This is a genomic window from Streptomyces sp. SAJ15, from assembly GCF_007595705.1.
In the GTDB taxonomy this organism is placed as follows: Bacteria; Actinomycetota; Actinomycetes; order Streptomycetales; family Streptomycetaceae; genus Streptomyces.
On the sequence record NZ_NISY01000017.1, the window covers coordinates 31,527 to 49,914 of the forward strand.

Genomic DNA, 18,388 nt, shown 5'->3' on the forward strand with positions numbered 1-18,388 from the left:
GCGCACGCGGCCTGGTCACAGCCCGGTCCCGGCCGGGGGGCACGGACGCACGGGGGTGCGGCATGACGACGACGGAACGGTCACCGCGGGGGCGGGAGTCGACGCCGCCGGGTCCGCTGGTCGATGTCGACTGGCTGGCGGCGCGGTGGGGCGCCGCGGGGTTGGTGGTCTTCGACGCCTCGGTGGGCGCGCACCGCGGCGCGGGACGGCGGATCCCGGGGGCGCGCCCCTTCGACATCGACGGCGCGCTGTCCGACCACACCGGTCCGCTGCCCCACACGATGCCCGACGCCGCGCGGTTCACCGAGGAGCTGCGCCGCCTGGGCGTCGACGCCGCCGACACGGTGGTCGTCTACGACGGCGCCGGGATCTACTCCAGCGCCCGGGCGTGGTGGATGCTGCGGGCGATGGGCTGCGACCGGGTCGCGGTGCTCGACGGCGGCCTGCCCGCCTGGGCGGCGGCCGGGCTGCCGGTGGAGGCGCGGCCGGCGGCGTACGCGGGGCGCCGCGGCGACTTCACCGCGCGGCCGCGCGCCGATCTGCTCGTCGACAGCGCCGAGGTGACGGCGGCTCTGGCCGCCCCGGACCGCGTGGTCCTCGACGCCCGCTCGCGGGAGCGGTTCTCCGGCGCGGCCGCCGAGCCGCGGCCGGGGCTGCGCGGCGGCCATATGCCCGGGGCGGTGAACCTGCCCTTCGGCGAGGTCCTGCGGGACGGTCGGATGCTCCCGCCGCGGGAACTGCGCGCCGCCTTCGCCGCCCGCGCCGGCGATCGGGAGCGGCTGGTCGTCAGCTGCGGCTCCGGGGTCACCGCCTGCGTCCTGGCGCTCGGCGCCGAGCTGGCCGGCTACCGCGAAACCGCCGTCTACGACGGTTCGTGGAGCGACTGGGGACGGCCCGCCTCCGGGCTTCCGGTGGCGACCGGCGAGGCGCCCTGAGGGGCCGGCGACGGTCCACGGCCGCCGGGGCCGCGAGCGTCGAGGGACGCCGTCGGGACCGTGGCGCGCCGGGTCAGCGGCCGGGCTCGTCCCGGCCGCGTGGCCTGGCCCGCACATGCATCCGCTCGCCCTGACGGCCGAAGAGGCTGAGGAGCTCGACGGGCCCCTCGCCGGTGCTGCCGAACCAGTGCGGAAGGCGGGTGTCGAACTCGGCGACCTCGCCCGGTCCGAGGACCAGGTCGTGGTCGGCCAGCACCAGCCGCAGCCGCCCGGAGAGGACGTACAGCCACTCGTAGCCCTCGTGGGTGCAGGTCTCGGGCGTGTCGCGGGTGGCCGGCAGGACCATCTTGAAGCTCTGCAGCGGACCGGGCTGCCGGGTCAGCGGCAGCACGGTGTTGCCGTTCATCCGCCGGGGCGTGAGGCGGACGCGCGGGTCGCCGACCTCCGGGGCGCCGACGAGTTCGTCCAGCGGCACCTGGTGCGCTTGGGAGATGGGGAGCAGCAGCTCCAGGCTGGGGCGGCGCTGGCCGGACTCCAGGCGGGACAGGGTGCTCTTGGAGATGCCGGTGGCCTCCGAGAGCTCCGCCAGGGTCACGCCGCGCTGGGCGCGCAGGCGCTTGAGGCGCGGACCGACCTCGGTGAGGGCCCGGGCGACGGCTGGTGAGTGTTCCACGCCGTCCATTGCAGCGCACCGTTTTCGGAAACGGCAACAGCGATTGCCATGCCCGAGCGCAGCGCCGCAGGGGCCTTCGCCGTCGCCACGACCTCCTCGCGGAGGACGTACGCGCCGGAACCGACCCGGACGAGTACGTCCGGCACCTTCAGCACGCCCGCCGCCCGGCACCCCCGTGCAGCCGGCGCCATCGGCGTGCTCGGCCCCGCGCCCTCGTACGGTCGGCCCGCCCGGCGTTTCCCTCAGTAGCCGACGGTGAAGCGGCGCTGGACGAAGCGGGGCAGCTCCGCCTCGTCGATGAGGGCCACGGCGGCGTCCTCAGCGGAGATGCGGCTGCGACCGTCGGCGTCGAGGAGCAGTTGGTCGCCGCCGACGCGGAACCGCCCGGTGCGCTCGCCCGGTGCGATCTCCCCGGCGGGGCTGAAGTAGGTCCACAGCCGGTTGGACGTGCGGTACACGTCGAGCGCGTCGCGGTGGCCGCGCACCGCGGCCGCGTACTCCCTGGGCACTCCGATCGCGTCGAGGCTCTCCAGGAGGCGTTCCCCGGAGTCGGCGCCGACCAGTCCGGGTTCGAGCTCCAGACTGCCGGCGCCGCCGATCACGATCAGCCGGGTCCTGGGGTGGCTCTCCAGCGCCTTGAGCAGCGCCCGTGCGGCGGTGGCGTAGACGGTGGGGTCGGCGATCGAACGCCGCACCGTGTCGGCGAGGTCGCGGGCGCCATTGCCGGGCTGGAAGCCGCTGATCAGCACGTCCAGCCCGGGGAGGACCGCGGCGACCGAGGCGGCGTCCAGGACGTCGACGCTCTTCCAGACGATGTTCTCCCGGTGCTCCTCGACACGCGAGGCGTCGCGGCTGAAGGCCGTGACGTGGTGCCCCCGGCCGAGGGCCTCGCTGACGACGCGGCTGCCGATGGTGCCCGTGGCGCCGATGACTCCGATGTGCATGGCTCTCCCCTGTCCCGCTGTGTCCCGGTGTCCTGCTGTGCCCCGCGCGACGGCGCGCCGGATCCCCCGCCGTGACCTGGTCTCGCACCGTTCGTTCGACCCGTTTCCTTCACGGCGTGGCAAGTCTATACGCCGTGCAGTAAACACACGGACATCGAATTCGAAACGCCGTGCAGCTTGGCGCGTCGGTCGGCTCGTTCGGTCGGCTGGTGGAAGGGCGTGGGGACGCCGAGGAGAGGCGCCGAAGGCCAGGCTGGGTGGCCTTGTCCTGGCCGGGCGCACAGTATGGATGGCAGGTGGGTGATGAGATGTCCAGCGAAGGCGCCGCCGGACTTGGACTCCCGAGGTCACGGGCGGATCCCGTAGGCCCGGCGGATCCCGTAGGCCCGGTCGGCCCCGCCGACGCGGCGCCCCCACGGACCGGCCCGCGCCCCGAGACGCCGGAGGAGACCGTGACCGAACAGGGTCCCGTCTTCGCCGGCACCGCCCTGGCCGCCGTCTACGTCCCGGATGAGGAGGGCGGTGAGTTGCGGCTGGCGGGCACCGTCGGAGCCCCCGCGGAGCGGTACGGGCTCGCGTCGCGCTACGCCGTCGCCGGACGGTCCCCCGTCTCGGACGCCTTCCGCGCGGGGCGGCCGCTGTGGCTGACCGCCGCGGAGCTCGCCGCCTACCGGGAACCGACCCGGGACACCCTCCCGGCCGACGTCTCGCTGGGGGCGCTGCCGCTCGGCACCACCAACCCCGGCCTCGGCTGCCTGGTGGTGGTGGACGAGGCCACGGCGGGCGTCGACACGGAACGGCGCAACCTGATCGAGCTCTTCGCCGACCAGTTCGCCATGCTGCTTGAGACGAGCGGCGGCCCCGACGCCGTGCGGGCCCTGGCCCGTACGCGACCGTGCGCCCCCGCCTCCGCGGACCCCGCCTCGGGCGGCCTCCCCATCGGCTCCTTCACCCTGGCGCTGAGCACCGGGTGGATCGACGCGGACGCGGGTCTGCTCCGCCTAGTCGGGATCGCGACGGGGGAGTTCGATCACCGGGCGGAGATGCTGCTCGCCCGCACCGTCCCCGACGACCTCCCCGCGCTGATGTCCGTGGTCGAGCCGGGACAACTGGCGTCCGGCAGCCGAGAGCTGGAGTTCCGCGTCCGCCTGCCCGAGGGGGAGCTGCGCTGGCTGCGGCTGTACTGCCGGGTGCTGGCCGATGCCGCCGGGCGGCCGGAGCGGGTGCTGGGCGTGGTCGCCGACGCCTCGTGTCTGCGGCCTGGCGGGGACAAGGTCTCCCGGGTGCAGCGGCTCTCCGCCGCGCTGGCCAACACGGTGACCGTGCGGGACGTGAGCCGGGTGGTGGTCGAGGCGCTGCGCGCTCCGCTGGGCGCGGACCGGGTGGCGCTGGCCGAACTCGTGGGCGATCGCCTGGTGGTCACCGTCCTGGACCCGCCGACGCCCGGCGACTGGCCGGACGTCTGGCGGACGGAGTGGCACTCCGAGTGGCCCGACGCGCCGACCCGTGCCCTGCCCACACTGGAGGAGGCGCTGCACCACGGCGGGACACGCCTGTGGCCGGCGGGCGCCGCCCTCGAACCGGGCCTGGCCGGGGTGGGCCCAGGCGGTCTCGCCGTGCTGCCCCTCCCGGCGGACGGGCGGGTCGTCGGCGCGTGTCTGGTCGGCTGGGACGAGCCGCACGACTTCAGCCCCGAGGAGCGGACGCTGCTGACCGCGACCGCGGGCCTGGTGGGTCAGGCACTCAAGCGCGCCCATGTGCTGGACGCCGAGCACGAGCTCACCACGATGCTCCAGCGCAGTCTGCTGCCGCGGCGGCTGCCCGAACTCGCCGGCGGGGTGGCCGTCGCCCGCTACCTCCCCGCCACGGTGGGGATGGAGGTGGGCGGCGACTGGTACGACGTCATCCCGCTGTCGGACAACCGGGTCGCGCTGGTGATCGGGGACGTCCAGGGGCACAGCGCCGTGGCCGCCACGATCATGGGCCAGATGCGGACCGCCATCCGGGCCTACGCGGTGGAGGGCCACCCGCCGGACGTGGTGGTCTCGCACACCAACCGGCTCCTGGTCGGCATGGAGACGGATCTCTTCGCCACCTGCTGCTACGTCGAGCTGGACATGGAGGAGGGCAACGCCTGGATCGTCCGCGCGGGCCATCTGCAACCCCTGATACGGCACCCGGACGGCGAGTGCGAGGAGGTGTCGACCGAGGGCGGGCCGCCGCTGGGGGTGCTCGCGGAGGCGGAGTTCCCCATCACCACGGTCGGGCTGGCCCCGGGCACGGTCCTGGCACTGCTGACGGACGGCCTGGTGGAGTCCGCCCGGCTGGACGTCGACGACGGCGTGGCGCGGATGCGCGAGCTGCTCGGCACCGCCGACCCCGGCGACGTCGGCCGGATGGCCGACGGGGTGGTCGGCGACGGGGGCCGCCGGGAGGACGACGTGGCGCTGCTGGTGCTGCGCTACGACGGGATGGAGGTGCGGCCGATCCGGGCGGGCTGGACCGTATGGCGGCTGCCCGACGCCGTGCTGCACGCGCGCCGCTTCGCCGCGCGCACCCTGCGCTCGTGGGCGCTCGAGGACTCCGCGGACGCGGCCCTGCTCGTCGTCTCGGAGCTGGTCACCAACGCGCTGGTGCACACCCAGGGATCGGTGCGCCTGGACCTCACCCTGTCGGCCGACCGGCTGCGGGTGGCGGTCAGCGACACCTCGCCGCGAGCACCCGCCAAACCGGTGATCGTCGACTGGGAGTCCACCGGCGGACGGGGCATCCTGCTGGTCGAGGCCATGTCGTCCGGCTGGGGCTCGGTGCCGGTCAGCGGTGGCAAGCAGGTGTGGAGCGAGATCGTGGTGCCCCCGCGGGAGACGCGGCGGGCCGACACCGGGCCGAGGACGTCGGCGGATCGGGAGTGAGGAGGTGATCGGCGTGCGGTCGACCGGCGTGCGGTTCCCCGTGCGGCGGCCCGGGCTCCTCGCGGCCGCCGCGGCCCTGGCGCTCGCCCTCGCGGGGTGCGGGCAGGCCGCCCAGTCCGGCGGCGCCGCCGACGCGCCCCCGCCCGAGGAGGACGATCGGGTGACGATCGGTCTGCTGCTGCCCGACAGCCACACCGCCCGCTGGGAGGCGTTCGACCGGCCGCTGATGGAGAAGAAGATCGCGGAGCTCTGCCACGACTGCTCGGTGGAGTACGCCAACGCCCAGGGGGATGTGGCCACCCAGCGGCAGCAGGTGGACACCATGATCACCAAGGGCGTGGATGTGATGATCCTCGACCCCGTCGACCACAAGTCGCTCCGCTCCTCGGTCAAGCATGCCGCCGAGGCGGGCATCCCGGTCGTCTCCTACGACCGACTGGCCGACGGCCCCATCTCCGCCTACGTCTCCTTCGACGGCGACGACGTCGGCCGGCTCCAGGGCGAGGCCCTGCTGAAGGCCATGGGGGACAAGGCGGACGGCGGACGGATCGTGATGATGAACGGCGATCCGAGCGATCCGAACGCCGCCTGGTTCCGGGACGGCGCGCTCTCCGTCCTCAAGGACAGGGTGAAGGTGGAAAAGGAGTACGACACGCCGCGCTGGAGCCCGGAGAACGCGCATCTCAACATGAACGGCGCCATCGCCGCGCTGGGCCCCGACGCCATCGACGGCGTGTACTCCGCCAACGACGCGCTCGCCTCCGGCATCATCTCCTCCCTCAAGGCCGGCAATGTGAAGCGGCTGCCCCCGGTCACCGGCCAGGACGCCGAACTCACCGCCGTGCAGCGCATCGTCGAGGGCGAGCAGCCGATGACCGTCTACAAGCCGTTCAAGCCGGAGGCCGAGGCCGCGGCCGCGATGGCCGTCGCGCTGGGCCACGGCGAGTCGGCCGGCGACATCACCCGAGACCGGATCTCCACCCCCACCGCCAAGGATGTGCCGGCCGTGCTGCTCAAGCCGCTGGTCGTCACGGTCGACAACATCAAGGACACCGTCGTGAAGGACGGGATGTACACGATCGATCAGATCTGCACCGAGAAGTTCCTGGCGGCCTGCGAGAAGGCCGGACTCGTCACCTGATCAGAGGCGGAGGGAGGTGGGGTCACATGTCGTCCCCGCCCTTGCTGGCGTTGCGTGGCGTCTCCAAGCACTTCGGCGCCGTCCAGGCCCTCAGCGACGTCGACCTGGAGATCCACGCCGGCACGGTGGTCGCGCTGGTCGGCGACAACGGCGCCGGCAAGTCCACCCTGGTCAAGGTGATCGCGGGCGTCGACCCGGCGGACCGCGGCGCCGTGGAGTGGGAGGGCCGCTCGGTACAGATCAAGCGCCCGCACGACGCCCAGGCGCTCGGCATCGCCACCGTGTACCAGGACCTCGCGCTGTGCGACAACCTCGATGTGGTCGGCAACCTCTTCCTCGGTCGTGAGCTGCACCGCTTCGGCGTGCTGGACGAGGTCGAGATGGAACGCCGCACCCGTGAGCTGCTGAACTCGCTGTCGATCCACATCCAGGACCTCCGCGTCCCCGTCGCCTCGCTCTCCGGCGGCCAGCGGCAGACGGTGGCGATCTCCCGCTCGCTCCTCAGCGGGCCCAAGGTGCTGCTGCTGGACGAGCCCACCGCATCGCTGGGCGTCCAGCAGACCACGCAGGTGCTCGGCGTCGTCGACCAGCTCCGCGACCGCGGCATCGGGGTGCTGCTCATCACCCACAACATGGGCAACGTCAAGGCGGTCGCGGACGAGGTGGCGGTGTTGCGTCTGGGCCGCAACAACGGCCTGTTCGACGTGAACACCGCCTCCCAGGAACAGATCATCGCCTCCATCACCGGAGCCACCGGGGACGCCGTGACCAGCCGTTCCCCCGGGTCCGGGGAGGCGGGACGGTGAGCGGGCGGCACGGGCACACGCTCGGACGACGGCTGAAGGCCGCCGTCGACGCCTATCAGCTCCGGCTGGGCAGCGGAGAGCTCGGCTCGGTCCCCGTCGTCTTCGGCCTCGTACTGATCTGGATCACCTTCCAGTCGCTGAACGGCAACTTCCTCTCGGCGCGCAACCTCTCCAACCTCAGCGTGGACATCGTGGGCATCGGTCTGATCGCCGTGGGCGTGGTGTTCGTGCTGCTGATCGGGGAGATCGACCTGTCGATCGGCTCCGTCAGCGGGCTCGCGGCGGCCCTGTTCGCGGTGCTGAACGTGGAGAACGGCATGCCGGAGTGGCTCGCCCTGATCGTCGCGGTGCTGTGCGGCGCCGCCGCCGGCGCCTTCCAGGGGTTCTTCTTCGCCAGGATCGGGGTGCCCGCGTTCGTGGTGACCCTGGCCGGGCTGCTGGCCTGGAACGGCCTGATGCTGTACGTGTTGGGCACCAGCGGCACCATCAACCTGGACGACGAGGGCCTGGTCGCCAATCTGACCAGCTACTACTTCAGCGACGTGGCCGCGGCGTACGGGCTGGCCGCGTTCGGCGCCGCGGTCTACTTCCTCAGCGCCTACCAGGACCGGCGGCGCCGCAAGGCCAACGAGATGCCGTATCCGCCGCTCGGCGAGATCTGGGTGCGCACGGGGGTGCTGGCGGTGGTCGCCTTCGCCGCCGCCTATGTCCTCAACCGCTTCCAGGGGCTGCCCCTGGCCCTGCTGATCTTCCTGGTCGCCACCGCCGGCCTGGACTTCCTGCTCCGCCGCACCTTCTACGGACGCACGGTCTACGCCCTGGGCGGCGGGGTGGAGGCGGCCCGCCGCGCCGGCGTCAGCGTCGTCGGGGTGCGGATCTCGGTGTTCATGATCTCCGGGACGATGGCCGCCTGCGGCGGGCTGATCCTGGCCTCGAGGATCACCTCCGCGAGTCAGACCTCCGGATCCGGGATCCTGCTGATGAACGCGATCGCCGCCGCGGTGATCGGCGGCACCAGCCTCTTCGGCGGGCACGGCACCACCTGGTCCGCGCTGCTGGGGGTGCTGGTCATCCAGTCGATCGCCTCGGGCATGGCCCTCATCGGGGTGCAGGCAGCCGTGCAGTTCATGATCACCGGCGGGGTGCTGCTGGCCGCCGTGGTGATCGACTCGCTGTCGCGGCGCTCCCAGAAGGCCCATGGCAGGGCCTGAACCACGCTATTCGGGGGTCTGCGCCGGCTCCTCCGCGGTGATCCGGCCGGCCAACCGCTCATAGCGCTGCCGCGCGGCCTGCGGGGTGCCGAGGCCGAGCCCGAAGGCGATCTCCGGCCAGGTCATGCCCCGCCCCCGCGCCATCCGGATCAGCCCGGCCTCCAGCTCGTCCATCTCACCGCGCGCCAGCGGCACCAGGCTCAGCGCGGCGGTGATGTCGGCCTGATCCACCGCCGGCTCACCCTCCTCCGCCAATGCCGCCCCGCTGAGCAGGAACGAGACCAGACGGATCGCCTCGTGCGGCCCGAGGACATGCGGATGGACCTGCCGACGGCGCTGCTCGTCGGTGGCCGCATGGCGCTCGGCGATCCGGAACAGCGACGCGTGGACGCGGTGGGCCCGCGCCTGCTCCGGGTGCGGGGCCGTGAAGGGGTCGGCGGACGCCTCGGGCGCGGACCTCTCGGGATTCGATGCCATGCCGACAGCATCCGTTGGCGCCTGATTGATTGTCAACTCTTCATTGCAAACGTTTCGTTTACTCCTCGGTGTGGCGCTCGTCGACGAACAGACTCTGGACGCCGCGCCCGATCGGCCCCTTCTCGTCGTGCAGCCGGGTGTCCGCCAGCCCGATACCGGCCGGGTCCACGCTGGTGCGGGCCTCCACGCACACCCACTCCCCCACCGGATGGCGGTGCAGATGGACCGACAGGTCGGCGTTGAGGAAGACGTGTCGGGTGAAGTCCAGCACATTGCCGATGCCGCTGCCCGAGTCGGCGGCCGCCAGCACCCGGTCCAACGGCCGAGGCTCCTCGCCCGCGACGAGCGGCACCCGCATCCGCATCCAACAGGTGCCCGGACCCCGCTCGGTGAACGCGCCCTCGGTGAACCGGGCCTCCATGGCGGTGTGGTAGCCGACCTCCCACGCGACCGGGAAGAACGACCCGTCCACCCCCTCGCCCGGCGGCGGCACCTGGGGACCGGACAGGACCGCGGGCCCGGGCCCGCCGGCCTCCCTGATCCGCAGCGCCCGGGCGACCATGACCGGGGCGGAGGCACCCTCCGGCGTCAGCGACGCCTCCACCGACTCCGTGTTCCGCCCCTCGCGCAGCACGTCGACGGCGACCGCCAGCGGACGGATCGGCACCGGGCGCAGGATCTCGTAGGTGATCCGGGCGAGGCGCATATCGGCGCGGGCCCCCGCCCGGTCCTCCACCGCCCTGCCGAGCAGGGCGGCGGGCGGCCCGGCGTGCTGGGCCCCGGGGTCCCACGGACCGCGGGTGCACTCGGTCGGCGCGTACCGACCCTCGTCGATCCGCTCGAAGAACGCCCCGGACCCACCCATGTCTCCCCCACCTCCCGGCGGCCGGCGCCGCCGTGGATCACCACGCTACCCATGGGTGATCGCCCGAACCAGGGCCTCTCAGGACTGACACCGGTCACACCACACGGTGCGCCGGCCGGAGAGGCGACGCGACCGCAACGGCGCGTCGCAGCGCGGGCATTCGGGTTCCGGGTCGTCACGGCGGCCGGTCAGCCAGGTGCGCCGGGGCGGTACGCGGCCGGTGGGCACGGCGGACTTCAGCACACGGCGCAGGGAGGCGTGGAGCGTGCGGCACTCCTCCTCGCTCAGGTCGCGCGCGGCCCGCGTGGGGGCCAGCCGCGCCCGCCACAGGATCTCGTCGCACAGCAGGTTGCCCAGGCCCGCGATGACGGACTGGTCCATGAGGGTCGTCTTGATCGCCCCACGACGCCCGGCCAGCAGACCGGCGAACTCCACACGCCCCACGTCGAGGGCGTCGGGGCCGAGACCCGCCAGGATCCGCTCGACCGCCACGTCGTCCGCGGCCAGCTGGACCCCCTGGAGTTTGCGCTGGTCGCGGTAGCGCAGTTGACGCCCGTCATCGAGGGTGAGCAGCAGGCGGTCATGGGCGGCCGGCGGGTCGTCGGCCGAGGCGCACAGCAGCTCGCCGGTCATGCCGAAGTGCCAGACGAGGGCCGGGCCGTCGGTCGGGGTGACCAGGCGCTTGCCGTGGCGCCACGGTTCGCCGAAGCGCCGGCCGCGCAGCCGGTCGCGCAGCCGGGCCGCGCTCACCCCGCGCAGCACGCCGGCGTCCCGCACCTGGATCCGCTCGACGCTCCGGCCTTGGCCGCAGGAGCGGAAGACGGCCAGGAAGCCCTCGACGTCCGGCAGCTCGGGCACGTCCTCCTCCTGCGTCCGCCGGGCCCGTCGGCCGCTACGGTCCCCACGGCTGTTACGGCCCCTACGGTCCTTACGCAAGCACCGTAAACCCGGCGCGACGCGGGCGCTCACCGACGCGACGCCCACCATGGCGCTCAGCCGCGGCGCAGGTCCTTGATCCGGCGGATCTTGCCGACGGAGCGCTCCAGCGTCTCGGGGTCGACGACCGACACCTCGACCGCCACCCCCACGCCGTCCTTGACCCCCTTGGCGATCTCCGCCGCGGCCGCCTCCCGCCCTGACGTCCCGGCGTCCGGACGGGCCTCCACGACGACGGTCATGTGGTCCATCCGGCCGCGGCGGGTCAGCAGCAGCTGGAAGTGCGGGGCCACACCCGGGGTGCGGAGCACGATCTCCTCTATCTGGCTGGGGAAGATGTTCACCCCGCGCAGGATGATCATGTCGTCGCTGCGGCCGGTGATCCGGTCGATACGACGGAAGGCGGGCCGGGCCGTGCCGGGCAGCAGCCGGGTGAGGTCGCGGGTGCGGTAGCGGATCACGGGCAGCGCCTCCTTGGTGAGGGAGGTGAAGACCAGCTCCCCGCGCGCCCCCTCGGGCAGCACCTCGCCGCCGATCGGGTCGACCACCTCGGGGTAGAAGTGGTCCTCCCACACGTGCGGCCCGTCCTTGGTCTCCACGCACTCCTGCGCCACCCCGGGGCCGATCACCTCCGACAGCCCGTAGATGTCGACCGCGTGGATGTCCATGCGCTCCTCGATCTCGCGGCGCATCTCCTCGGTCCACGGCTCGGCGCCGAAGATGCCGACGCGCAGCGAGCTGGAGCGCGGGTCGACCCCCTGCCGCTCGAACTCGTCGAGGAGCGTGAGCATGTAGGACGGGGTGACCATGATGATCTCGGGCTTGAGGTCCTGGATGAGCTGCACCTGACGTTCCGTCATGCCGCCCGAGGCGGGGATCACCGTGCAGCCCGCGCGCTCGGCCCCGTAGTGCGCGCCGAGGCCGCCGGTGAACAGGCCGTAGCCGTAGGCGATGTGCACCTTGTGGCCGGGGCGGCCGCCGGCCGCGCGGATGGAGCGGGCGGTGACGTCGGCCCATCTCGACAGGTCGCCGTCGGTGTAGCCCACGACGGTGGGCCGGCCGGTGGTGCCGCTGGAGGCGTGCACGCGGCGGACGTCCTCCATGGGGACGGCGAACATGCCGTAGGGGTAGGTGTCCCGCAGATCGGCCTTGGTGGTGAAGGGGAAGCGGGCCAGGTCCTCCAGGGCGCGACAGTCCTCCGGCGCCACCCCGGCCTCGTCGAACTTCTTCCGGTACAGCTCGACGTTGTCGTACGCGTGCCGCAGGGTCGTCCGCAGCCGAGCCAGTTGCTGCTCCCTCAGCTCGTCCCGCGTCATCCGCTCGGCCTCGTCCAGCAGCGCCTCCGGGAGCGGCTCGCCCAGCCGAGGCCCCGAGGCCGCCGGCAGGGTGGGTTCGCTGGTCATCGCGGCTCCTTCCGTACGACATCCACCGCACCGAAAGCCGACCGACCATTCGGTCAACGCGCGGCACGGCCAAGAAACCAAGCGGGCGCGGCGGCTGTCAAGAGCCGCGGTTCGCTACTCCGGCCGGACGAGCCGGGTCTGATAGCCGAAGATCACAGCCTGGACGCGGTCGCGGAGCTCCAGTTTCAGCAGCACCCGGCCGAGGTGGGTCTTCACCGTGGCCTCGGCGAGGTGCAGCGCTGCGGCGATCTCGGAGTTGGACCGTCCGCGGGCGACCTCGACGAGGACCTGGCGCTCACGCGTCGTCAGCCGCCGCAGCCGTTCGTCCTCGACCGGCCCGTAGTCGCTGGGCAGGTGGTGGGCGAAGGTCTCCAGCAGCCGGCGGGTGATCCGCGGGGAGACCACCGCGTCGCCCGCGGCGACGCTCCGGATCGCGGCCAGCAGCTCCTCGGGCCGGGCGTTCTTCAGAAGGAAGCCCGAGGCCCCGGCCCTGAGCGCGGCGAAGGCGTAGGCGTCGAGGTCGAAGGTGGTGAGGATGAGCACCCGGGTGCGCGGGCAGTCCCGGACGATCCGTCCGGTCGCCTCGATGCCGTCGGTCCCGGGCATGCGCACATCCATCAGGACGAGGTCGGGCTGGAGCAGCCGGGCCATCCGCAGGGCTTCCTCACCGTCCCCGGCCTCGCCGACCGGGCGCAGGTCCGGCTCGTTCTCCAGGACCATGCCGAAGGCCATGCGCAGCAGGGGCTCGTCGTCGACGAGCAGGACGCCGATCGTCATGCCGTCCCCTCCCAGGACGGGGTCTCGTACGGCGGGGTGGCCGGCCGCACGGAGGGGGTCGGCCCCGGCACGGCGGACGGCGCCGGTAGCGGGCCCCGGCCCGGACCCGGGGGCGGGGCCGGGCGCAGGTCCAGACGGGCGAAGACGCGCCAGCCGGCGGTCGGCAGCGGCCCGGCCTCCACGGTGCCGCCGTACGCGGCCGCCCGCTCGCGCATCCCGGGGATCCCGTGCCCGTGCCCGTCCGCGCGGGTGGGGGTGGCGGCGGGCACGGGGCGACCGTTGCCGTCGTCGGTGACCTCCACGGTGACGGCGTCGGCGGAACAGCACACCCGGACCTCGGCGCGGGCGCCGGCGGGGGCGTGGCCGAGGGTGTTGGTGAGCGCCTCCTGGACGAGGCGGTAGACGGTGAGCTGCGCGGCGGCGGGGACGGCGGCGGCGTCGCCCGTCAGCCGAAGCCGGGTGGGCAGCCCGGCGGCCCGCACCCGGCGCAGCAGGTCGTCGAGTCGGGCGAGCCCGGGTGCCGGGTGGCGCGACGCCTCCGGCTCGTCGGCGCGCAGCACACCGAGGAAGCGACGCATGTCGGTGAGCGCCCGCCGGCCGGTGTCGGCGATCTGCCGCACGGCGACGGTGACCCGGTCGGGGGCGTGCGACCGCGCGAGGCCCACGGCCGTGTCCCGGTCGGGGGTGGCGGGGTCGGGGGTGGCGGGATCGGGGGTGGCCCGGTCCGAGGTGGCCCGGTCGGGGGTAGGCCGGTCGGGGGTGCGGGGCCGCGCGACGTCGACGGCGTCGGCGAGGGCGACCATCACCGACAGACTGTGGCTCACCACGTCGTGCAGCTCGCGGGCGATGCGGGCACGTTCGTCGGCCACGGCGAGCCGGGCCCGCTGGTCGCGTTCCCGCTCCAGCCTGACCGCCCGGTCCTCCAGGGTGGCGAGGTAGGCGCGCCGGGTGCGGGTGTGCGCCCCGGCCAGCCCGGCGGCCAGCGCCAGGGCGGTCAGCCCGACCAACGAGCCGAGATACCGCCCGTCGGAGGACCAGCGCACGGACGCCAACACGATCCCCGTCTCGAGCACGGCGCCGGCCAACAGCGCGCGCCGGGGTTCGCAGCGGGCGGCCACCGTGTACAGGGCGATGAGCAGCGCGACGTCGGCGGGCAGTCGGAGATCGGCGAGCCACTGCGCGTAGGCCGCCGCGGCGATCAGGGTGAACGCCGTCAGCGGTGCACGGCGCCGGATCAGCAGCGGCAGCACCAGCGCCGCCTGGAGCGCGAGTTGCCGCGCCTGGTCGGCCGGGTCATGGCGCGCGAGGAAGGCGGCGGGAACGTAGAGCGCGACGACCAGCAGCCCGTCCACCGCCATGGGCGGGAGCCGGGCGCGGGCCCAGGGCGGACGGAACGGCGGGCGCCGCACGGCGGGCGCGTGGGCTTCGGTCATGACGTGTCTTCCTCGGGCCGGCGGCGGGTCGGCCGATACCCCGTTGCCGGCGCCGCGGACTGTCGTATGACGACCAGTCTGGGGTCCTGATCGACCCGGAACATGCGCCGCTCGACGGAACTCCCGAGCGGCCGGAGTGCACCCCCAGGTGGATGCCGTCCACCCGAAGCCGTACCCGCCGGGACGGCGGTATCGGCCCGCGGTATGGCCGGCGCCCCACGCGACACCCGCGGCCGGGCCAGCCCGGGGCACGCCCGGCCATCACCCGCCAACGCCACGAGGCCGGCGCGGATCCGGCTGGCGACGCACCCGACAGGACGGCGGCGCGGCCCGGAGCTCGCCCGGCTACACCCCCGACGGGACGGCGGCGCAGCCCGGAGCTCGCCCGGCCACACACCCGACAACACGACCGGGCCGGCCCGCGCGGCAACCGGTGTCCATCGCGACCGGGCGACCGCAGCCGCCCGGGGCACCGTCGGCCGCCACCCACCCGCCAACGCGACCGGGTCGGCCAGGACGACGCGGCGGCCCGGAGGAGGGCCGGCGGGGGTGCGACCGGGGGTGGACGGGCGGTCATGCCGAGAGCTGACACGCGCGCCACCGACGGCCGATGTGCCGGGCAGCGGTCGGCTCCTAGCGTCGTCGGCATGCCCAGGACTTCCATGACTCCAGTCGTCACCCTGCTCTCCCTCGCCCTCGCGCTGCCCGCCGCGGCCCCGGCGTACGCGTCCCCTCCTTCCGTCGGAGCCACGGCCTCGGTCGGCGCGGACACCCGCGGGGACCGCGACGTCCGCCTCCAACTGCCGCGCCCGACCGGGCCGTACGCCGTCGGCCGCGACACCCTCCACCTCGTCGACCGCGACCGCCGGGACCCGTGGGTGCCGACGGCGGGCTCCCGCGAGCTGATGGTCGGCATGTTCTACCCCGCGCTGCCCGGCGGCGGGCGACCGGCGCGTTACGCCACGGTGGACGAGGCCCGGCTGCTCCTCGAGGCGTACGGGCTGGACGGCGTCTTCCCACCGGAGACGCTCAGCGCCACGGCCACGCACGGCCGCTTCGACGCGCGACCCGCCCGCGGCCGCCATCCGCTGGTGGTGCTCTCCCCCGGTTGGGGAGCCTCCGCCTACACCCTCACCGGCCTGGCCGAGGACCTCGCCAGCCGTGGCTATGTGGTCGCCGCGGTGGACCACGCGTACGAGTCCGTGGGCAGCGCCTTCCCCGACGGCCGGACGCTGACCTGCGTCGCCTGCGACGCGGCGCGGACCGAGGAGGACATGGTGGCGGCCACCGCCGGGCGGGGCGAGGACGTGTCCTTCGTCCTGGACCGGCTCACCGGCCCCCGCCCGACCTGGCGGCACGCCCGGCTGATCGACCGCAACCGGATCGGGATGGCCGGCCACTCGCTCGGCGGGGCGAGCGCGGCGGCGACGATGACGGGCGACCGTCGGGTCCGCGCGGGCGTCAACGCCGACGGGGCCTTCCACGACGGTGTTCCCGTCGACGGCCTCGACGGCAGGCCGTTCATGATGTTCGGCACGGACGACGAGACGCACCGTCCGGGCGGCCGGGACCGGAGCTGGGACGAGGCGTGGGACCGGCTGGACGGTTGGCGCCGCTGGCTGACCGTGTCCGGGACCGACCACTTCGGCTTCACCGACATCCCCGTGCTCCAGGAGGAGCTCGGCCGGTCCGGCGCGGAGCCGCCGTTGTCCGGCGCGCGGCCGGCCCGTTCCGAGACGCAACCGCGGCTGTCCGGCCGGCGGGCGATGGAGCTGACCCGCCGCTACGTGGCGGCCTTCTTCGACCTCCATCTGCGGCACCGACCCCAGCCGCTGCTGGACGGGCCGACCTCGACGGAGCCGGAGGTGAGGTTCAACAACCCGTGAGGTCCACCGTGGCGGCGGGGGCCGAAGTGAGGGAGGATGCCTGAGTGAACACCAGTGCGAATCCGAGCGTGGCGGAACCGGTGCCGACCCGGGCCGGTGGACCGTCCGCCCACCCGGCGGGACACCCCGACCTCGTCGCCCCGCCCCCGGTCGAGCGGCGCCCGCCGCTCACGGCGCGGCTCAGCGGCGCCGAGCTGCGGCGCTGGTACTGGACCCTTCACGAACTCACCACGCTCGCCCGCACCATGGGCGTCCCCACCAGCGGGGGAAAGCAGGCCCTGACCGCGCGGCTGGCGGCCGCCCTAGACGGGGCACCCGCACCCGCGGAGCCCCGCCCGGCGCGCCGCCGCGGCGGCCGGTCCGCGGCCCAGCTCACGGCGCCCGTCGACGGGGACACCCGACTGCCGGAGGGGCAGCGGTGCAGCCAGGTGCTCCGCGCGTACTTCCGCGCCGAGCTCGGCCCCGGCTTCCACTTCGACCGCCATATGCGGGCGTTCATCGCGGAGAACCCCGGGCGCACCCTCGCGGAGGCCGTACAGCACTGGCACGACACCCGCGAGGAGGCCGCCCGACCGCAGGAGATCGGCCCGCAGTTCGAGCTGAACCGCTTCCTGCGCGACTGGCACGGGCGGCACCCCGACGGCTCCCGCGCCGAGGCCATGGCGGCCTGGCGCGCGCACCGCGCCCGTCCCACCGGGCCACCGGGCCACGACCGGGAGCCGTGAGGCCGCGGTCGGGTCGCTCACTCCGTGACGCCGAGGCGCGCACCGTCGGCCCCGGCGCCGGCGCCGGGGCCGACGCCGTCCATCGGGGCGCCGCCCGGTCCACCGCCGGGGACGCTGTAGAACTGCCGCGCCCAGCGCCGGTACTTCATGATCGGCCCATCTCCCGCCGCGAGCCTCGGGCGCTCCAGATAGGTCTTGTGCTCCCAGATGGGGAAGTCGTCGCCCATGTCGTGCCAGGCCGCCCAGGCGAGTGGGCGCAGGGCCAGCGCGGCCAGGGCACGGTCGGCCCGGCCGCCCCGGGCGGTGGTGAACCGCGCGGTGGTGCTCATGCGCATCTCGACGCGGACCGGGTCGATCGGGGTGGGGCACAGCCGGACCCGCATCCGGAGGCCGGGCCGCTCGCTCTCGACCTCCGAGTAGATCGCACCGAGCCCCTCGACGACCGTCCGCACCAGCGGCGCGGTCGAGGAGACCAGGGCCGAACGGCGGCCGGCGCCCGCGTGGATGCGGAACGTCGTCTCCATGCGGGCGCCGTCGAACCGCGGCTCCTCCACGACCTCCGCGGTCGTGCCGTGCACGGGGGAGAAGTGCCCGAAGTCGACGATGTTCTCGACCACGTCCTGCGGGTGCTCCACCAGCGTGCGCCGGGTGCGGTACGGCCGGGGAAAGTCGGCGGGCGGCGCCGGCTCGATCTCCCAGGTGGGCGCGGCGCCCAGGGCGTGCCACCAGACGAAGACCAGGCCGTCGACCTCCCGGCACTCCAGCGTCGACAGTCGGGCCTTGGGCGCGGCGGTGCCGTAGCCGGTCCGGACACAGCTCCCTTCCGGGTCGAACTGGAAGTGGTGGAAGGGGCAGACGAGATTCTCCCCGCGGACCGTCCCGCCGTAGCCGAGATGCGCTCCCAGGTGGGGGCAGAAGGGACGGACCGCGCGCACCCGCCCGCTCCTCGTGCGGTAGAGCACCACGTCCTCGCCCATCAGCCGCCGGGTCACCACGCCGCCGGGTCTCACCTCGGTGGTGGCGGCCAGCGCGAACCAGCCGTCCGGGTAGGGCAGGCGCGGTGTCCGTTGCGCGGTCGACAGCTCCGACGGCCCGCGTCGCCGGCCCGACCGCCGCGATGTCCATGAGCTCCACGTCATAGCGCACCTTTCGTCCCGTTCCGGATCCGCCCGCCCACCCTGGCAGATCGCGTTCCCCCCGTACACGGTGCCGCTCGGCCACCCGGCGCATACGGTCAGGTGGGCACGGCGCGCATCCGCCGCGC

16 protein-coding genes are annotated in these 18,388 nt (G+C 74.2%); 7 read left to right on the plus strand and 9 right to left on the minus strand.

Annotation, left to right across the window (positions count from 1 at the left end; translation table 11 throughout):
- The first annotated feature begins 62 nt into the window (after nt 1-62).
- Nucleotides 63-935 carry a sulfurtransferase gene (locus CD790_RS30090; protein ID WP_144386550.1) on the plus strand — a complete coding sequence of 291 codons (873 nt, stop codon included), beginning with the start codon at nt 63-65 and terminating at the stop codon, nt 933-935.
- Nucleotides 936-1,008: 73 nt separating this feature from the next.
- Here the strand turns inward: CD790_RS30090 and CD790_RS30095 are convergent, their stop codons facing one another.
- Both CD790_RS30095 and CD790_RS30100 read right to left on the minus strand, forming a co-directional pair.
- Nucleotides 1,009-1,617 (minus strand): helix-turn-helix domain-containing protein, encoded by a 609-nt coding sequence (locus tag CD790_RS30095; protein ID WP_186319307.1) that lies wholly within the window; start codon nt 1,615-1,617, stop codon nt 1,009-1,011.
- Nucleotides 1,618-1,850: 233 nt separating this feature from the next.
- Nucleotides 1,851-2,552, minus strand: a complete 702-nt coding sequence (locus tag CD790_RS30100; protein WP_144386552.1) for an NAD(P)-dependent oxidoreductase — start codon at nt 2,550-2,552, stop codon at nt 1,851-1,853.
- A 452-nt stretch (nt 2,553-3,004) separates the two neighbouring features.
- Between CD790_RS30100 and CD790_RS30105 the strand changes: the two genes are divergently transcribed.
- From CD790_RS30105 to CD790_RS30120, 4 genes are read left to right on the plus strand one after another with little or no spacing between them, the layout of a single operon-like run.
- Nucleotides 3,005-5,464 (plus strand): SpoIIE family protein phosphatase, encoded by a 2,460-nt coding sequence (locus CD790_RS30105; RefSeq protein ID WP_399218473.1) that lies wholly within the window; start codon nt 3,005-3,007, stop codon nt 5,462-5,464.
- Nucleotides 5,465-5,477: 13 nt separating this feature from the next.
- The gene (locus tag CD790_RS30110; RefSeq protein WP_260868005.1) at nt 5,478-6,605 is read left to right on the plus strand and encodes a sugar ABC transporter substrate-binding protein; all 1,128 of its coding nucleotides are present in this window, start codon (nt 5,478-5,480) and stop codon (nt 6,603-6,605) included.
- A gap of 26 nt (nt 6,606-6,631) precedes the next feature.
- On the plus strand, nt 6,632-7,411 hold the full coding sequence (locus tag CD790_RS30115) for an ATP-binding cassette domain-containing protein (RefSeq protein ID WP_144386554.1): 780 nt from the start codon (nt 6,632-6,634) through the stop codon (nt 7,409-7,411).
- A complete protein-coding gene (locus tag CD790_RS30120; protein ID WP_144386555.1) occupies nt 7,408-8,622 on the plus strand; it encodes a sugar ABC transporter permease in 1,215 nt (404 codons plus the stop codon). Before CD790_RS30115 ends, CD790_RS30120 begins: the two co-directional genes overlap by 4 nt.
- Before the next feature lie 6 nt (nt 8,623-8,628).
- Here the strand turns inward: CD790_RS30120 and CD790_RS30125 are convergent, their stop codons facing one another.
- The 6 genes from CD790_RS30125 to CD790_RS30150 all read right to left on the minus strand — a co-directional run bounded on the left by CD790_RS30125 (nt 8,629) and on the right by CD790_RS30150 (nt 14,513).
- Complete coding sequence (locus CD790_RS30125) at nt 8,629-9,099, minus strand: DNA-binding protein (protein ID WP_144386556.1); 471 nt, start codon at nt 9,097-9,099, stop codon at nt 8,629-8,631.
- 58 nt (nt 9,100-9,157) lie between these two features.
- Complete coding sequence (locus tag CD790_RS30130; protein WP_144386557.1) at nt 9,158-9,964, minus strand: thioesterase family protein; 807 nt, start codon at nt 9,962-9,964, stop codon at nt 9,158-9,160.
- 78 nt (nt 9,965-10,042) lie between these two features.
- The gene (locus CD790_RS30135) at nt 10,043-10,822 is read right to left on the minus strand and encodes an Fpg/Nei family DNA glycosylase (RefSeq protein WP_144386558.1); all 780 of its coding nucleotides are present in this window, start codon (nt 10,820-10,822) and stop codon (nt 10,043-10,045) included.
- Nucleotides 10,823-10,956: 134 nt separating this feature from the next.
- Nucleotides 10,957-12,303 carry a phenylacetate--CoA ligase PaaK gene (gene paaK, locus CD790_RS30140; protein ID WP_144386559.1) on the minus strand — a complete coding sequence of 449 codons (1,347 nt, stop codon included), beginning with the start codon at nt 12,301-12,303 and terminating at the stop codon, nt 10,957-10,959.
- A 114-nt stretch (nt 12,304-12,417) separates the two neighbouring features.
- On the minus strand, nt 12,418-13,080 hold the full coding sequence (locus tag CD790_RS30145; protein ID WP_144386560.1) for a response regulator transcription factor: 663 nt from the start codon (nt 13,078-13,080) through the stop codon (nt 12,418-12,420).
- Nucleotides 13,077-14,513 (minus strand): sensor histidine kinase, encoded by a 1,437-nt coding sequence (locus CD790_RS30150; protein ID WP_144386561.1) that lies wholly within the window; start codon nt 14,511-14,513, stop codon nt 13,077-13,079. The genes CD790_RS30145 and CD790_RS30150 overlap by 4 nt, the downstream gene beginning before the upstream one ends.
- A gap of 647 nt (nt 14,514-15,160) precedes the next feature.
- Here CD790_RS30150 and CD790_RS30155 point away from each other — a divergent pair.
- Both CD790_RS30155 and CD790_RS30160 read left to right on the plus strand, forming a co-directional pair.
- The gene (locus CD790_RS30155; protein ID WP_144386562.1) at nt 15,161-16,399 is read left to right on the plus strand and encodes an alpha/beta hydrolase; all 1,239 of its coding nucleotides are present in this window, start codon (nt 15,161-15,163) and stop codon (nt 16,397-16,399) included.
- A gap of 44 nt (nt 16,400-16,443) precedes the next feature.
- Nucleotides 16,444-17,124, plus strand: coding sequence for an SAP domain-containing protein (locus CD790_RS30160; protein WP_260868006.1), 681 nt, complete (start codon nt 16,444-16,446; stop codon nt 17,122-17,124).
- Between the two features lie 17 nt (nt 17,125-17,141).
- Here the strand turns inward: CD790_RS30160 and CD790_RS30165 are convergent, their stop codons facing one another.
- Complete coding sequence (locus CD790_RS30165; protein WP_186319308.1) at nt 17,142-18,263, minus strand: Rieske 2Fe-2S domain-containing protein; 1,122 nt, start codon at nt 18,261-18,263, stop codon at nt 17,142-17,144.
- Nucleotides 18,264-18,388 lie beyond the last annotated feature (125 nt).

Bases quoted from the DNA above. Each gene is read 5' to 3' on its own strand.
- CD790_RS30090 (WP_144386550.1), top strand. From the start codon at position 63: ATGACGACGACGGAACGGTCACCGCGGGGGCGGGAGTCGACGCCGCCG.
- CD790_RS30095 (WP_186319307.1), bottom strand. From the start codon at position 1,617: ATGGACGGCGTGGAACACTCACCAGCCGTCGCCCGGGCCCTCACCGAG.
- CD790_RS30100 (WP_144386552.1), bottom strand. From the start codon at position 2,552: ATGCACATCGGAGTCATCGGCGCCACGGGCACCATCGGCAGCCGCGTC.
- CD790_RS30115 (WP_144386554.1), top strand. From the start codon at position 6,632: ATGTCGTCCCCGCCCTTGCTGGCGTTGCGTGGCGTCTCCAAGCACTTC.
- CD790_RS30125 (WP_144386556.1), bottom strand. From the start codon at position 9,099: ATGGCATCGAATCCCGAGAGGTCCGCGCCCGAGGCGTCCGCCGACCCC.
- CD790_RS30130 (WP_144386557.1), bottom strand. From the start codon at position 9,964: ATGGGTGGGTCCGGGGCGTTCTTCGAGCGGATCGACGAGGGTCGGTAC.
- paaK (WP_144386559.1), bottom strand. From the start codon at position 12,303: ATGACCAGCGAACCCACCCTGCCGGCGGCCTCGGGGCCTCGGCTGGGC.
- CD790_RS30145 (WP_144386560.1), bottom strand. From the start codon at position 13,080: ATGACGATCGGCGTCCTGCTCGTCGACGACGAGCCCCTGCTGCGCATG.
- CD790_RS30150 (WP_144386561.1), bottom strand. From the start codon at position 14,513: ATGACCGAAGCCCACGCGCCCGCCGTGCGGCGCCCGCCGTTCCGTCCG.
- CD790_RS30155 (WP_144386562.1), top strand. From the start codon at position 15,161: ATGCCCAGGACTTCCATGACTCCAGTCGTCACCCTGCTCTCCCTCGCC.
- CD790_RS30165 (WP_186319308.1), bottom strand. From the start codon at position 18,263: ATGACGTGGAGCTCATGGACATCGCGGCGGTCGGGCCGGCGACGCGGG.